Here is a 17,841-nt window from a genome sequence, read left to right as displayed (position 1 = left end):
TGGATTCTGGAATGAAGATCTCTGATTGTTAGAATCTGCGTTTTAAAATTACTTTTAAAATTCAAAATTAAAACCTTTTTCGGTCAGTTTCTTGTAAATTTCAGGATCAAATTTATAGAGTTTTGCCGCTCTGTGCGAGACGTCTTTTTGTTTTTCATCAAGTGCAACTAATAATTTCATGTGCAAAATTTTTCTGCGAAAGTTGGATTTGTCTAATTCAATTCCTAATATTTCTTCATAAAGATGCATTAACTGCAAAAGAGTGAATTTCTCCGGCAAAAGATTAAAACCAATTGGTGCCTGGCGAACACGATTACGCAATTGCATCAAACTAAATTCGAGAATTTCGTTGTGGTCAAATATCAAATCCGGAATGTCCTTAATTTTATACCATTTGGCTTCAATTACAGAAATGCTGGCTTTAATATCATAATCTTCCCTATTGAGCAAAGTATAATAACCAACAGTTACAACTCTTGTACTTTTTACACGATCCGGATCCGTAAAAGCTTTTAGCTGTTCCAGATAAATGTTGTCAAGACTGGTCAATTCATATACTATTCGAAGGGCAGCATTATCAATACTTTCGTCCAAATATAAATCCCCACCCAAAAGTCCCCATTTTCCAACACTTGCTCCTCCGGCATGTTGTACCAAAAGCACTTCAAGGTTTTTTTTATCGAAAGAAAAAATAACACAGTCAATCGTGATGCCATGTATAACTGTTTTTTTATCTGCAGTTATATTGGTATTCGTTTCAGAAATATTTTGAGAAGAAGAAAAAGCCATTAAAATTCAAAATTAAATCCTTTTTCAGTCAGTTTTTTGTAAATATCAGGATCAAACTTATACAATTTTGCGGCTCTGTGCGAGACATCTTGTTGTTTTTCATCTAAAGCGACCAATAATTTCATGTGAAGAATTTTTCGGCGAAAATTAGATTTGTCCATTTCGATTCCTAAAATTTCTTCATATAAATGCATTAATTGCAGTAAAGTAAATTTTTCAGGCAAAAGATTAAATCCAAGCGGAGCCTGGCGAACTCTGTTTTGAAGATGTTTTAAACTGTAGGACAGGATTTCATTATGATCATAAATCAAATCCGGAATATTATTTATTTTATACCATTTGGCATCAGATGCTGTAAAACCTGCTTTAATATTGTAATCTTCGCGTTTTACCAAAGCATAATAACCAATCGTAATAACGCGTCGAAGCGGGAAACGATCGGGGTCGCCAAACGCTTTTAACTGCTCCAGATAAATATTGTCAAGACCGGTAAGTTCATTCAATAAACGATGTGCGGCGTTGTCTGTACTTTCTTTTTTATAAATCCATCCTCCGGGAAGTCCCCATTTTCCTTTACTAATCCCTTCTCCGTGCTGTACCAAAAGTACTTCTAAACTTCCTTTATCAAAACCAAATATTACACAGTCAATCGTGATTGCATTCATTGCAGTTTGTCCGTTCTTCAAAACTGAATTATCCTCTACATTTTTAACCATATGCTATTAAAATTTTGACAAATTAAATAAATAAAATGAATAATTGCCTTCGTAAAAGCTTTATATTTTTTTCAACGTAACAATTTTCTGGTAATCAGTGCCTTATTTAATTGGCAATTTTTCCACTTTCAAATTATAATTCTTAAATGTCTGATTGTCAAATTCATAATTCGTTATTTTTTTGACAATTTTTATTTCACTTTTAATTCATTTTTTGTTGTATCTGTAAAAATGAACATCAATTTATCTGAATAGCCAAAAAAAACATCTAATATTTTGTTAATATAGAAAAAATGTTTTACACTTGTAGTCAAAATAACCATAAGATAAGTTCAGTTTGACTATAAGTTTAAAATGGACAAATCTATAACTAATTAAAAAGTACCACAAATGTTTTTTTTAGGAATTGATTTAGGAAGCTCTTCAATAAAATTATCAGTTTTCGATCCTGAGAAAGGAACGACTATTGGCGCAGTAAGCGTTCCAGATTTTGAAATGCCCATTATCGCACAACAATTTGGCTGGGCAGAACAAGATCCGGAGTCATGGTGGCAATATGTAAAAGACGGAATTAAACAATTGGGTGCTAAATCTAATATCGATTTAAAGAAAATTGCAGGAATTGGAATTGCGTATCAAATGCATGGTTTGGTTTTAACCGATGAAAATTTGAATCCGGTTCGTTCTTCGATTATATGGTGCGATAGCCGTGCTGCTCTTATTGGGGATGAAGTTTATGCTCAAATTGGTGCCGAAAACTGCCAAAAACAAATTTTAGGAAGTCCGGGAAATTTTACGGCTTCAAAACTAAAATGGGTAAAAGAGAACCAGCCAGAAATTTTCGCAAAAGCAAAATACATGATGCTTCCGGGCGATTTTATTGCTGCGAAATTATCAAAAGTAGCTCAAATTAGTACTTCGGGATTATCAGAAGCGGCTTTATGGAATTTTTCGGAAGGAAAATTGGCAACTGAAATCCTTTCTCAAATGGGATTATCTTCGGATATCGTTCCTGAAATTGTTTCAAACTTTGGAATTCAGGCTACAGTTAATTCTGAAATTGCTCAGGAATTAGGATTAAATCCAGATGCAAAAATTACTTATCGCGCAGGAGATCAGCCAAATAATGCATTGTCATTAAATGTTTTGAAACCTGGCGAAATTGCTACAACAGCCGGAACTTCAGCAGTTGTATATGCCGTAAGCGATCAGGATGCTTATGACAAACAAAACAGAATCAATACTTTTTTACACGTTAACAATACAGAAACTGAAAAGAAAAATGGCGTAATGCTGTGCATCAACGGTTCTGGAATTTTATACCAATGGCTTCGTAAAATCATGTCTGTTGACAGAGCTGATTTAATCGCCTACGAAAAACTAAATGCCGAAGCTGCAAAAGTCGAGGCGGGAAGCAACGGACTTCGTTTTTACCCTTTCGGAAATGGTGTTGAACGTATTTTCAACAATAAAAATGCAACATCAGGAATTCAGAATTTAAATTTCAATATTCATCAGCCATCACATTTGGTGCGCGCAGCCTGCGAAGGAATCGTGTTTGCAATGAACTACGGTTTTGATGTTATGAAAGAAGTTGGCGTTTCCGGAACTGTGGTTCGTGCAGGAAATTCGAACTTATTTTTAAGTCCGGTTTTTAGGGAAATCTTCACTAATACCACCCAAACTACTTTAGAATTATACAATACTTCGGGAGCAGAAGGTGCTGCAAGAGGCGCCGCTTACGGATTAGGATATTACAATTCACTTGACGAAGCTTTTTCAGGATTGCAGTGTTTAGACCGAATTGAACCCAACAAAGTCCTGACTTCACAATATCAGGATTTCTATCAGGAATGGAAAAATCAAATTAAAATAGAACAATAATAATGAGCACTACCAATCAATATTTTAAAAACATCGATACAATTAAGTTCGAAGGCAGAGAAAGTGACAATCCGTTAGCTTTTAAATGGTACGATGAAAATCGTGTTGTTGCAGGAAAAACTTTGAAAGAACATTTACGTTTTTCAATGGCTTACTGGCATACGCTATGTAATACAGGTGGAGATCCGTTTGGAGCTTCAACTGAAACTTTTGCATGGGATAAAAATGAAAACGCGATTCTAAGAGCTAAAGACAAAATGGATGCAGCTTTTGAATTCATGACAAAATTAGGTTTGCCATATTATTGTTTTCATGATGTTGATGTTGTGGATGACGCGCCAACCTTGGCAGAATTTGAAACTCGTATTCAAACAATGGTTGAATATGCAAAACAAAAACAACAAGAATCTGGAATTAAATTGTTGTGGGGAACTTCAAACTTATTCAGTAATCCGCGCTATATGAACGGTGCAGCGACAAACCCAAACTTTGATGTTTTGGCTTACGCCGGAGCTCAGGCAAAAATTGCTATCGATGCTACTATCGCTCTTGGTGGAGAAAATTATGTTTTCTGGGGAGGTCGTGAAGGATATATGAGTTTGTTGAACACAGACATGAAAAGAGAATTAGACCATTTGGGAAGATTCTTGAATACTTGTAAAGATTATGCCCGTAAAGAAGGTTTTAAAGGAAACTTCCTTATAGAACCAAAACCAATGGAACCAACGAAACATCAATATGATTATGATGCAGCGACTTCATTAGGTTTCATTAATAAATACGGACTTCAAAACGATTTCAAATTAAACTTAGAAGTAAACCACGCAACACTTGCCGGACATTCTTTCGAACATGAATTGCAGGTTGCTGTTGATGCCGGAATGTTAGGAAGTATTGACGCTAACCGCGGAGATTACCAAAACGGTTGGGATACAGATCAATTTCCGATCAATCTTCAGGAAGTAACACAAGCTATGTTGGTTATCCTTGAAGGTGGCGGAATTCAAGGTGGTGGAGTAAACTTTGATGCAAAAGTGAGAAGAAATTCAATCGATTTAGAAGATAAATTCATTGCACACATTTCAGGAATGGATGTTTTTGCAAGAGGATTAATATGCGCAGATCAAATTTTACAAAATACAGATTACAGAAAATTACGCACACAGCGTTACAGTTCGTTTGACGGTGGTAACGGAGCCAAGTTTGAAAAAGGAGAATTATCTCTTGAAGATCTTAGCAAAATTGCCCGTGCAAGCGGAGAGCCTCAACCATTAAGTGGTAGACAAGAATTATTCGAACAGATTATTTCGAATGCATACTAATATTAAATTATAAGGTAACTAACTATAAATTTAAACCAATTCTTAATTATTATGAAAAGCAAATATTGTATAAAAACAACAATGCTGCCATATTATATGGCACTATTGCTTAGCTTATTTATGATACAATCTGGTTTTGCCCAAGAGCAATCCAAGGTTGTAAGCGGAAATGTTATTTCGGCAGATGATAACATGGGAGTTCCTGGTGCCACTATTTTGGTACAGGGAACTAAGACAAGTACTGCCACTGATTTTGATGGATTATACAAAATTGAAGCGAAGACCGGTGATGTACTGGTATTTAGTTTTATGGGATATAAAACGCAAAAAATCACTGTTGGAGAAAATAAAAAAATAAATGTAACCATGCAGGCTGAAACTGCAGAACTAAAAGAAATTGTAGTTATTGGTTACGGTACACAAAAGAAAAAGGTTAACACCGCTGCAACTTCATTAGTATCTGGAAAAGATATTCAGCAAGTTGCGAGTCTTGATGTTACAAATGCTTTGCAAGGTCAGGCATCTGGGGTAAACGTTACTTCATCTTCTGGACAGCCAGGCGCTAACATGGTGGTTAACATTCGTGGAGCCGGTACAGCAGGAAAAAGTGATCCGCTTTATGTGGTAGATGGTGTTGTTGTTGATAACGGAATCTCCTATCTTGATCCTTCGGTTATCGAAAGGGTCGATGTACTTAAAGATGCTTCTGCGGCTTCTATCTACGGAGCAAGAGCAGCAAACGGAGTTATCTTAGTGACAACTAAAAAAGGTAAAGACGGAAAAATGAATGTGTCATTTAATTCTTATACAGGTTTTCAGCAAGTTGCTAAAAAACTTGATTTGATGAATACACAGGAATATACAACAATCATGAATGAAGCTCGTGTAAACTCTGGGCTTACGCCATTATACACGCCAGCTCAGGTTGCAGCATTGCCAAATCACGATTGGCAGGATGATTTGTTTAATGAAGGAGCAATGAAACAAAATCACTCTCTTTTGATTACAGGAGGTGATAAAAAATCGACTATTGCTACAGGTATTTCATACTATGGTCAGGAAGGTATGATTGGTGGTGCAAACAGCCAGTCTCAATACGATCGTATTACTTTTAGTGTGAATTCAACTTCAGAAGTAATCGAAAATCACTTGAAAATTGGAGAAAACTTCACTTTATCAAATACAAAATCTAGTGGAGTTGCAGATGATGGTATTTACAGCAATGGGATTAGAAGTTTCTTAAACGCTGCTCCAATTGACGCTGCTTATGATGCTGATGGAAATTTTGCTAAATCAACTATTTCTGCAGACGTGAGCAACCCGGTTGGTTCACTTTATTATAATAATTTCAACCAGACTAAGGTAAATCGTTATGTTGGGAATATTTTTGCAGAATTAAAATTTCTTAAAGATTTTACTTTCAGAACAAGTTATGGTGTTGATATGACAGATAGTAATTATCGTTCTTTCAGACCTGTTTATTCTTTATCTTCAAGTGATAACAATACAGTTTCAAGTGTTACACAAAGCGGAACTAAAAGTTTAGGATGGATTTTTGAAAACACACTTCAATATAAAACTACAATTGCAGGAGCCCATAATTTTGACTTTTTGGTAGGTACTTCTGCAAAAAAGAATACTGCAGATTATATGGAAGGTCAGGGTAGAAATTTAATTTTTACTGATTTTGAACATGCTTATTTAGATAATGCTAAAGATCCAACATCAAATGTGGTAAAAGGAAATCGTAAAGATTATGCAATCCAATCTTACTTTGGACGTATGTTATACGACTACAACAACAAATATTTATTTTCTGCAACAGTACGTAGAGATGGATCTTCAGAATTTGGACCAAATAATAAATATGCAATTTTCCCTTCATTCTCTGCTGGTTGGAATTTAGACCGCGAAGCTTTCTTTAAAGAAAATGCAGTTGTAAATACATTTAAACTTAGAGCGAGCTGGGGACAAAATGGTAACGATCAGTTCTCAAGAACATTTGCTTACATGTCAACAATTAGCTCAAAAGACAAAACATATCATTTTGGTACAGGAGACGAAACTTTACTTGTAGGTTCAAGTCCAGATCAGCTTTCAGATCCTAACTTAAAATGGGAAACGTCAGAACAATTAGATTTCGGTTTTGATGCTACATTGTTTACTAATTTTAGTTTGACATTTGATTATTACGACAAAAAAACAAAAGACTGGTTAGTATTGGCTTCTATTCCAACTTATGCCGGAGCTTCTGCACCTTATGTTAATGGTGGAGACGTAAGCAACAAAGGTTTTGAGGTTGCAGTAGCATATCGTAAAAGTTTCGGAAACTGGAATTTTGGTATCAATGCAAACGTTTCTCATAACAAAAATGAAGTACTTAGAATTGCAAACAACGAAGGAATCATTCACGGAGAATCTAACTTATTGTTTCAAGGTTTAGACGAGATGAACCGTGTTGAGGTTGGAAAACCAATGGGATATTTCTACGGTTTAAAAACAGCTGGTATTTTTCAAAATGCAGCAGAAGTTGCAGCGGGAGTTCAGCCAAATGCACAACCTGGAGACGTTCGTTTTGTTGATTTAAACAAAGACGGACAAATTGATGCCAATGATAAAACAGAAGTTGGTAACCCAAATCCTGATTATACGTATGGAGTTAATTTTGATTTATCGTACAAAGCATTTGACTTAACGGTTAATACTTACGGATCTGCAGGTGGTCAAAACGTTTTTGGAATTCATGATTATACTCGTGCTTATACAAATAACACAACTGAAGTTTTAAACAGATGGACTTCTGAAGGAACTTCTAACACAACACCGAGAGTAACTTACGGAACAGATCCTAATGGAAACTATACTAAATTCTCGGATTTATATGTTCAGGATTCTGATTTCTTCAGAATTAAGAATATTACTATCGGATGTGATTTGACAAAATTAACAAACAAGTTAAATTTCTTTAGCAAATTCAGATTGTATGTTGCTGCTAATAACCTTTACACTTTCACAAAATATAAAGGTATGGACCCGGAAATTGGTTTCGGAAATACTACTGTAGGACAAGAATGGGCAAGAGGAATTGATGTTGGATTTTATCCACAGCCAAGAACGTATATGATGGGTCTTAATGTTAACTTTTAATTTATGAAAACGATGAAAACATATATAAAATTATTTGCGCTTTCAAGCTTACTGGTTTTAGGAGCTTGTTCGGAAGATTTTTTAGAAAATGAGCCTTATACAGATAAGGTAACAGACAATTTTTATAAAACGCCATCTGACGCTTTTGAAGGATTAGTTGCTGTTTATGATGTGTTGCAAAGAGAAGCATACGGAACACAATTAATTGTGAGCGAACAGGCATCTGATGATTGTTTTGGAGGATTTGGTATTGCAGATCCAACAACAGATTTACAATGGGATCGCTTTCAGTATACGACAGATAAAGATATGAATGCACTTATCTGGACCAACTCTTATTTAGGAATTTACAGAGCTAATATTTTATTAGAAAATCTTGATAAAGTGAACTGGGGATCTCAAACTGCCCTGAAAACACAATACGAAGCTGAAGCTCGTTTTTTAAGAGCGCACTTTCACTTCCAGGCTGCTAAAATGTTTGGAGAAATTGTTCCATTAGATCACACCGTGACTACAAGCGAATTTCAATTGCCAAGACAAGCTGCTGAGGTTACTTATGCCTTAATTGCTAACGATTTAAAATTTGCGGCAGATAATTTAGGACCTGAGAATTATTCTCAAAAAGGAAATGCAAACTTCGGACGTATCACAAAATGGGCAGCAGAAGCTTATTTGGCAAGAACTTTTTTATTCTATACAGATTATTATGAAAAACCTGATTTAGCTGGTGTTGTTACCAAAGATCAGGCGATTACATACATAAATGATGTAGTAAGCAATAGCGGACACGGATTGGTTCCGGATTTTGCTAATCTTTGGTTAGCAGCTTCTTTCGCAAATTTTGCAGGAGAAGATAATACAGAAATGGTTTGGGCTGTTCGTTTTAATAGTTCTGGAAAAGGAAATTGGGACTTACATGAAGGAAACCGTTTCCAGGTAAACATTGCACCACGTGGTGGAAGTGTTAACAACAAATATGCTACAGGATGGGGAGGAGCAACCGTTAACCCTAAATTATATGAAGCATATGAGGGAGGAGATACTCGTAGAGATGCAACTATTATTGCTTATGCAGAAGAAAGTTTAAGTTTTGATGCAGAAGCAAGAGAACAACGTCAGTATACAGGATATTCATGGAAAAAATATTGCCCTATTACCGACGCAGCAGGTACAGCAATTGTTGAAACAAATGGTGGAAATTTCCAAATTGATAATTATCAGGATCTTGCAATGATTCGCTATGCTGATGTATTACTGATGGCTGCAGAATTGAATTTACTTTCAAATCCAGGGTTAGCACAAGCAGATTTAGATAAAGTTCGTGACAGAGCTTTTAAAAGTACTACTAACAGAGTTGTTGTTTCTAAAGAAACTATTATGACAGAGCGTCAATTAGAATTAGCATTAGAAGGGCAACGTTATTTTGACTTAATCAGACAGGATATGACTGTTGCTAAAGCTCAAATTGACAATACTGATGGTGGATCTGATTTTGCTGTAACTTTTAGACCAGAAACTTTAGGCTGGTTCCCATTACCACAATCTCAAATTGTACTTTCTAATGGAACTATCAAACAAAATCCAGGTTGGTAATAACTAAAAAACAAATGATTATGAAACGTATATTATATATAGTAATAGCAGCAATAACCATAGGCTCATTTTTATTTTCATGCGAGCCTGTAGAAGACCGTGAAAGTTTAGATGCCATTACATTAACACCGGCTACTACTAAATTTTCGGTTGTTCAAAATCCCGCGAACGATCACGAAGTGGCGATTAAAAATGAAGATCCAAATGTAATTCCATACTGGCATTATATCGACAGTAAAGGAAATGAGTTAGGACATTCTAACAAAGGTGATGATAAAATCATTTTACCTTTTGGCGGAACGTATAAGATTTTTTATACTGCTTATACCAGAGGTGGTGCTGTTGAAGCTCCTCCGGTAACGGTTACAGTAGCAGAAAATGACGAAGCTTATTTTAGTGATGAAAGATGGGGTCTTCTTGCCAACAGAACAGAAGGAAAAACATGGGTATTAAACATGGTAAAACCTCTTGAGTTTGTTGATGCAAAGTACATAAACAGTACACTTAGCCCTGCAGGCTGGTGGCCATTACTTTCAGAAATTCCTTGGGCAAACTTAGAGAATAAAGATTGGGGAGAAATCACTTTCGACCTTAAAGGAGGTTACAATGTATCAGTAACACAAACTAATCCAACTTTAGGAAGTACAGAAAAAACGACTAAAACAGGAACATTCAACTTTGCATTTTCAGATCAGTCAAAAAATGACAGGTTAATTTTTAATGGCGGACTCGAAATGCTACACCCAAATGATGCTACATATTTTAGTTCTTCATTTAGTTTTACAAATGTAAGACTGGTTGAGTTAACAGAAACTACTTTAAGTTTTATAGCTATCAGAGCTGATGGAGGTTATTTATCTTATCACTTAATTGCTAAAACAAATACACTATAATTATTTAATTCTATAGTCTCAGTTTTAAAAGCGTTTATAACGTTCTATAAAACTGAGACTTAAATTATTTTATAAGAAATAAAGCAATCATTTTTATTTCTAACTTCAATTTTCCAAAACAAAAAAACAGTACCAATGCGTAAAAGAAAGAATTTAAGCAGTCAACTTTCCTTATTAACATTAGTAACAATAATTCTTTTTGGTTCTTGCAGCAAAAAAGAAGATACTTTTGTTAACCGCAAAGTTTCTTTTAATTCAGATTGGAGTTTTCATCTAAATGATAGTCTGGCAGATAAAGACACCATTGGAACTTCAACCAAATGGCGAACCCTAAACGTGCCGCACGATTGGAGCATTGAAGGAAAATTTGATGAGAAAAGCCCGGCCGGATATGGAGGCGGATCACTTACCGGAGGTTTGGGATGGTATAAGAAAACCTTCAAATTAAATCCTTCTGATAGTAGTAAAGTTATATCAATTACCTTTGATGGGGTTTACAGAAACAGCGAAGTTTGGATAAACGGACATTTTTTAGGAAAACGTCCAAACGGATATATTGGTTTTCAATATGACATGTCACCCTATTTAAATTATGGGGAAAAAAGCAATGAAATTATTGTAAAGGTTGACAATTCAAAACAACCCAATTCACGTTGGTATTCAGGATCAGGAATTTTTAGAAATGTCTGGATCGAAACCACCGATAAATTACATGTAGCAAATTGGGGAACTTACGTTACAACTCCAAAAGCGACTGCCGAAAAAGCTTCGGTACAATTTGAAACTACCATTCAAAACAAATATTCAGCTTCAAAAAAGGCAACAGTAACAACTACTATTTTTAAAGAAGATACCAAAGTAACGTCCGTTACGCAAAATATAACCATTGGTGCAAATGCCAATCAAACTATCAAACAAGAAACTCAGGTTGAAACACCAGTTTTATGGTCGGTTGAAAAACCTGAATTGTATACAGCAGTTACAGAAATTTCGGTAGACGATAAAATTGTAGATCAATACAAAACCAATTTCGGAATCAGGGATTTTAAGTTTGATGTTGATAAAGGTTTTATCCTTAACGGAAAACAGGTTAAAATAAAAGGAGTTTGCATGCACCACGATTTAGGACCTTTGGGTTCTGCAATCAACACACGCGCAATCCAACGCCAGTTAGAAATTTTGAAAGAAATGGGCGTAAACGGAATCAGAACTTCTCATAATCCGCCTGCACCGGAACTTTTGGATCTTTGCGATAAAATGGGTTTCATTGTCATGGATGAAGCATTTGATATGTGGAAACAAACCAAAACCAAATACGATTACGGAAACAATTGGGACAAATGGCACAAAAAAGATTTAATCGATCAATTACTGCGCGACCGAAATCATCCAAGTATTTTTGTTTGGAGTATCGGAAATGAAATTCCGGAACAATGGAATGAAAAAGGGGTTGAAATTGCCAAAGAATTAGCGGCAATTACTCGCCAGTATGACAAAACACGTCCGCTTACCGCAGCAATGAATCCGCCGGTAAATATGAATATTGATGACGTAACGTTACAATTCGAAAAGAATAATGTTCAAATTAATCCACTTGCCGCATCTGGCGTTTTGGATTTAATTGGTTACAATTATGCGCATCAAACGTATGAACATCATAAAAAGAATTTCCCCGGAGTTCCTTTCATTGCCACAGAAACAACCTCTGGATTACAGACAAGAGGCTATTATGATGCCGTTTCAGATACTATAAAAAAATGGCCAGTAAGATGGGATCTTAAATTTACAGAAGGAAATCCGGGCAACACCGTTTCAGCTTACGATCAGGTGCAAACACCTTGGGGTTCAACGCACGAAGCAACGTGGAAAGTCATTAAAAAACACGATTTTCTTTCTGGAATGTACATCTGGACAGGTTTCGATTATATTGGAGAACCAACTCCATACGAATGGCCGTCAATCAGTTCGTATTTCGGAATTGTAGATTTAGCTGGTTTCCCGAAAGATGTTTATTATATGTACCAAAGCGAATGGACAGACAAAACTGTGCTTCACATTTTCCCACATTGGAACTGGAAAGCAGGACAAACCGTAGATGTCTGGGCATACTATAATAAAGCCGATGAGGTTGAACTTTTCCTTAACGGAAAATCAGTTGGAATCAGAAGTAAAAAAGGAGATGATTTGCACGTAATGTGGAGAATTCCATATCAACCCGGAACACTAAAAGCAATTTCTCGTAAAAACGGAAAAGTGGTTTTAGAAAAAGAAATCAAAACAGCCGGAAATCCATCAAACTTAAAATTAACAGCAGACAGAAGTACGATAAAAGCAGATGGAAATGATTTATCATTTGTAACGGTAGATATTTTAGATGAAAAAGGAACTTTGGCACCAAATGCTAATAACGAAATCAACTTCTCCCTAAAAGGAAACGGAAAAATCGTTGGAGTTGCAAGCGGAGATCCCGTAAGTCATGAATCATACAAAGGTTTAAAACATACAGCGCTTAACGGAAAATGTCTGGTTATTGTTCAATCTGGAGATAAAACCGGAAGACTTGAATTAACCGCTAAAGCGAATGGATTAAAACCGTCGACAATTGTAATTACAGCAGAATAACCACTATATACAAACTAACTAAAAAAGACACAATGAAAAAAATAAAGATAGCCTCATTATCTCTATTCATGGGTTTTGGATTGCTTTCGCCAAAAGCGTCGGCACAAATTCAAAATGCCGATGTGCTAAATGCTCCGATAGATATCAGCAAAGATTTTCAGAATTATCTGAACACGTTTTATTTTGCCGATGAACTAAAAGCGTTTGATCCTGCTACAGGAAAAGGGACAATAAAATATTTGCGATACAATTATAAAACACGTCAGGCTTTCAACAACATGATGATGAAGCCGGACTCTGTTGCTGCAAACGAATTCCCGGCAACAGAATACGAAGCTTCGCCTTTATTGCCGTTTGAAATTCAGTTTATTTCTGATAGAACCATCAGGATCAAAACTACTTCAGGACCACAGTTTCATCCGCAAAAAGAATCTTTAATGTTGGTTGACGGTGTTGCGCCTAATCACCCGGAATTATGGAAGTATTCTAAAATCGAAGGCGGTCACAAATACACCAGCAAACATGGAGTTGTCGAAATCTTAGTAAAACCTTGGCACGTAAAAATCTACGATGAAAAAGGAAAACTACTGACAAGTACATTGCACGATACTGATTTTAAAAACACATATACCCCAACACTTCCGTTTTCTTATGTTCGTAGAAACAGCGATTATTCAAGAAGTATGGGCGCGGCTTTTAGTTTAGAGCCAGACGAAAAAATATTTGGTTGTGGAGAATCATTCACACAATTCAATAAACGAGGACAAAAAGTAGTTTTGTGGGCAGATGACGCCAACGGAATTCAGAATGAAACCATGTATAAACCTGTTCCATTTTATATGAGTAGCCGTGGTTACGGAGTTTTCATGCATCATTCAACACCAATTACAGTTGATTTTGGAAGATATTATTCAAGTGCCAACGAAATGTATATTGGAGATGACGAAGCCGATTTGTTTTTCTTTATCGGAGAACCAAAAGACGTTTTAGATCAATACACGGATTTGACCGGAAAAGCAGCAATGCCACCACTTTGGTCGTTTGGTTTCTGGATGAGCCGTATCACTTATTTTTCTGAAAAAGAAGGTCGTGACGTAGCAAGAGATTTACGTAAATATAAAATTCCAACAGATGTAATACACTTTGATACAGGTTGGTTTGATGTAGACTGGAGAAACAATTACGAGTTTGCAAAAGCCCGTTTCCCGGATGCACAAAAAATGATGACCGATTTAAAGAAAGACGGTTTTCAGGTTTGTTTATGGCAATTGCCTTACTTCACTCCAAAGAATACGTTGTTTAATGAAATCATGGATAAGAACTTAGCCGTAAGAGACCGTAAAGGAAATCTTCCGTACGAAGACGCTGTTCTTGATTTCTCAAATCCTGAAACGGTAACCTGGTATCAAGGAAAACTGAAACATTTATTCGATCAGGGAGTTGCAGTTTTCAAAGTAGATTTTGGAGAAGCTGCACCGCCAGACGGAATTTATCATTCTGGAAGAACAGGTTTTTACGAACATAATTTATATCCATTGAGATATAATAAGGCTGTTGCAGAAATTACACAGAAAGAAAAAGGATATACTTTAATCTGGGCAAGAAGTACGTGGGCAGGATCTCAACGTTATCCATTACATTGGGGTGGAGATGCTGAAACAACAAACGGCGCAATGTCGGCAGAATTACGTGGTGGACTTTCATTAGGTCTAAGCGGATTTAGTTTCTGGAGTCATGACGTGGGTGGATTTGCAACAAAATCGCCAGAGAATTTATACAGAAGATGGGCACCATTCGGAATGTTTACTTCACACGTAAGAAGCCACGGCGAACCTCCGCGCGAACCTTGGTTATACAGCAAAGATTTCTTGGAAGGATTTAGAAAAGCAGATAATATGCGTTACGAATTAATGCCATATATCTACGCCCAGGCAAAAGAAAGTTCTCAAAAAGGATTACCAATGATGCGTGCACTTTTTGTAGAATATCCAAATGATCCGGGAGCATGGTTGGTTGATAATGAATATTTATTTGGCTCAAGCATGTTGGTTGCACCACTTTTTGAAGAAGTTACAGAAAGAGATGTTTATCTTCCGGAAGGAACTTGGATTGATTACCAAACTAAAAAAGTATACCAATCCGGCTGGCATAAAATCAAAGCGGGTGAAGTGCCAATCGTAGTTTTAGTAAAAGACGGAACAGCTTTGCCTCACATCGCTTTGGCACAATCTACAAAAGATATGGATTGGAGCAAATTAACGTTGAAAGTTTACGCAAGTGACAAAACAACTTCGGCGAAAGCCAAAGTATTTTTACCGGATGGCGATGCCGTTCAGGAAATTACAGTAAACAAAAACGGAAATGCATTTGACGTAACACCAAACGCATTAAGCGGAAAAACCACTTTTAAAACGGAGTGGGTTAAATAGAAAAAGTTAGCGACAGATAAAAGAATTAAAAATTGAGAATTAAAAATTAAAAATCTGCTCAATCTGCAAAATCTGCGTAAAAAAAAATAAACACATAGAAACATAGGATTTTTGTTAGTGAATAAAAGAAAATAAAAAGAAACTAGTTTCTCACACATAGACTATGTTTGTTTAAACTAGTGAAACGCCTTTTTTAAGTTTCCAATGAGCTATGATTCTATGTGTTAAAAAAAATTAAGGCACAGATCAAAAAAATTAAAAATTAAAAAATCTGCTTAAATCTGCAGAATCTGCGTGAAAAAAAACATCCCCAACAGGATAAAAATAAGTTTTAGTTTAGTTTAGTTTTAAATCGGATGAAGTTTTGAGCGCTTCATTCGATTTATTTGAGAATTCAAGAAAAAATATCATGAAAAAAAACCTAGTTCTTTCCGCCGTATTACTTTCTGTTACGATCGGATACAGTCAGAAAAATAAAAATGCTTATGAATTGGCATCGCCAAACGGGCAGAATAAAATCAAATTTGAGTTAGTAAAAAACGCTCCAAAATATGCTGTATCTCACGGAAAAACCGAAGTGATTACACCATCAGATATGGGGTTTTTATTAAAAGGAAATGAAGATTTAAGTTCAGACTTTGAAGTAAAAAGCGTAAAAAATACTTCTTTTGATGAGACTTGGGAACAAGTTTGGGGCGAGAAGAAAAATATCAGAAATAATTACAATCAGCTTTCTGTTCAGTTACAGCAAAAAAGCGGAAATAAACGTAAGCTTGAAATTCAGTTTCGTGCGTTTGATGACGGAATTGCTTTTAGATATGTGTATCCAAAACAAAATGTAAAAGACAGTATTTTCATTATGGATGAAAAAACGACTTTTAACTTAAAAGAAGATGGAAAAGCATGGTGGATTCCGGCAAACAGAGAAAACCGTGACGAATATCTTTTTAAAGATGCAGCCGTAAGTACATTAGATACTGTTTTAACTCCACTTACAATCGAAAGCAAAAGCGGATTAGCATTGAGTTTTCACGAAGCAAATTTGGTAGATTTCGCGAGTATGACTTTGGTTAATACAACCGGAACACAACTTAAATCAGATTTAGTGCCTTGGGCAGATGGTGTAAAAGTTCGAGTAAAAGATACATTTACGTCTTCTTGGAGAACACTTCAAATTGGAGAAACTCCGGCAGATTTAATTACGTCTTATTTGATTTTAAATCTGAATGATCCAAATAAATTAAAAAACACAGCAAGTTATTTCAAACCATACAAATATTTCGGAATCTGGTGGGGAATGCACATTGGTAAATATACATTTTGGGAAAGCGACAAACAAGGCGCAACAACCAAACATGCCGAAGAATATATCGATTTTACAGCAAAAGAAGGATTTCATCATTTATTGATCGAAGGATGGAACAAAGGCTGGACACCGGCTTGGTATGAAAACCACATGCACATGTTCAGTTTCACAAAAAGTGCCGACAATTTCGACTTAGAAAAAGTGGTGGATTACGGAAACAAAAAAGGCGTTGCCCTTATTGGTTACCATGAAACAGGTTCAAACTTAATTAATTACTTAAAAGAAGTTGACGAAGGTTTTGCATTGTACAAAAAACTAGGAATGCATTCCGTTAAAATTGGTCACGTAGGTTCGAAATTAAACATGAAAGAAAATCACTTCGGACAATTTGGGGTGAATTATTTCAGGTATATTTTAGAAAAAGCTGCGCAATATGATTTAGCTGTTTTATACCACGAATCAATAAAAGATACAGGAGAAAGAAGAACTTTTCCGAACATGGTTTCGAGAGAAGCAGCACGTGGACAAGAATATAACGCTTGGAGCGAAGGAAATCCGCCAAATCACTTAACGATCATTCCGTTTACAAGATTGCTTTCGGGACCGATGGACTTTACACCCGGAATTTTTGATGTTGAGGTAAAACAAGGTTTCCCTGGAAAAAGAGTACACGGAACAGCAGCGCAGCAATTGGCATTGTATGTAACGATTTATGCACCAATCCAGATGATGGCAGATTTACCTGAAAACTACGAAGGAAAACCAGCTTTACAGTTCTTAAAAGATGTTCCAACAGATTGGGAAGATACAAAAGTATTAGAAGGAGCAATTGGACAATATATCACAACAGTTCGTAAAGACAGAAGCAGTGCTGACTGGTATTTAGGAACGATAACAAACGAAAATGCAAGAGACGTAAATGTTTCATTATCATTTTTAGATCCAAATGCAACTTACGAAGCTCAGATTTATGCTGATGCCGTAGGAACAGATGAAACACATAATCCAGCAGAAATTGCAATTTCTAAGAAAACGGTTAAAGCATCAGATTCTCTAAAATTACATTTAGGCGGCGCTGGAGGAACAGCAATTAGATTCAAAAAATTATAATTTATATAGATTTTCAAACCCGACAGGTTT

10 protein-coding genes are annotated in these 17,841 nt (G+C 35.9%); 8 read left to right on the top strand and 2 right to left on the bottom strand.

Translation table 11 applies throughout. The annotated features are described in order from the left end of the window. Positions 1-54: 54 nt before the first annotated feature. Together AC4FQ3_RS10500 and AC4FQ3_RS10495 are read right to left on the bottom strand one after the other, a co-directional pair. Positions 55-789, bottom strand: a complete 735-nt coding sequence (locus AC4FQ3_RS10500; RefSeq protein WP_073397403.1) for an NUDIX hydrolase — start codon at positions 787-789, stop codon at positions 55-57. After that, positions 789-1,505 (bottom strand): NUDIX hydrolase, encoded by a 717-nt coding sequence (locus tag AC4FQ3_RS10495; RefSeq protein ID WP_491181815.1) that lies wholly within the window; start codon positions 1,503-1,505, stop codon positions 789-791. The genes AC4FQ3_RS10500 and AC4FQ3_RS10495 overlap by 1 nt, the downstream gene beginning before the upstream one ends. A gap of 390 nt (positions 1,506-1,895) precedes the next feature. Here AC4FQ3_RS10495 and AC4FQ3_RS10490 point away from each other — a divergent pair, with 390 nt between their 5' ends. From AC4FQ3_RS10490 to AC4FQ3_RS10455, 8 genes are all read left to right on the top strand, one after another. Then, positions 1,896-3,389 (top strand): xylulokinase, encoded by a 1,494-nt coding sequence (locus AC4FQ3_RS10490; RefSeq protein WP_491181814.1) that lies wholly within the window; start codon positions 1,896-1,898, stop codon positions 3,387-3,389. Between the two features lie 2 nt (positions 3,390-3,391). Then, entirely contained in the window at positions 3,392-4,711 is a 1,320-nt protein-coding gene (gene xylA, locus AC4FQ3_RS10485; protein ID WP_059116557.1) for a xylose isomerase, read from the top strand. Between the two features lie 51 nt (positions 4,712-4,762). Then, the gene (locus AC4FQ3_RS10480) at positions 4,763-7,858 is read left to right on the top strand and encodes a SusC/RagA family TonB-linked outer membrane protein (RefSeq protein ID WP_491181813.1); all 3,096 of its coding nucleotides are present in this window, start codon (positions 4,763-4,765) and stop codon (positions 7,856-7,858) included. Between the two features lie 12 nt (positions 7,859-7,870). Then, positions 7,871-9,451: a RagB/SusD family nutrient uptake outer membrane protein gene (locus AC4FQ3_RS10475; RefSeq protein WP_491181812.1), complete on the top strand. Its 1,581-nt coding sequence runs from the start codon at positions 7,871-7,873 to the stop codon at positions 9,449-9,451. 20 nt (positions 9,452-9,471) lie between these two features. After that, positions 9,472-10,344, top strand: coding sequence for a hypothetical protein (locus AC4FQ3_RS10470; RefSeq protein ID WP_242607158.1), 873 nt, complete (start codon positions 9,472-9,474; stop codon positions 10,342-10,344). Positions 10,345-10,479: 135 nt separating this feature from the next. Further along, a complete protein-coding gene (locus tag AC4FQ3_RS10465; RefSeq protein WP_491181811.1) occupies positions 10,480-12,966 on the top strand; it encodes a glycoside hydrolase family 2 TIM barrel-domain containing protein in 2,487 nt (828 codons plus the stop codon). 32 nt (positions 12,967-12,998) lie between these two features. Then, positions 12,999-15,395, top strand: a complete 2,397-nt coding sequence (locus tag AC4FQ3_RS10460; protein ID WP_491181810.1) for a glycoside hydrolase family 31 protein — start codon at positions 12,999-13,001, stop codon at positions 15,393-15,395. Between the two features lie 409 nt (positions 15,396-15,804). Beyond that, entirely contained in the window at positions 15,805-17,811 is a 2,007-nt protein-coding gene (locus AC4FQ3_RS10455; RefSeq protein ID WP_491181809.1) for a glycoside hydrolase family 97 protein, read from the top strand. Positions 17,812-17,841 lie beyond the last annotated feature (30 nt).

The organism is Flavobacterium sp. AK-345, assembly GCF_058310175.1.
This window is presented reverse-complemented; position numbering and strand designations above follow the sequence as displayed.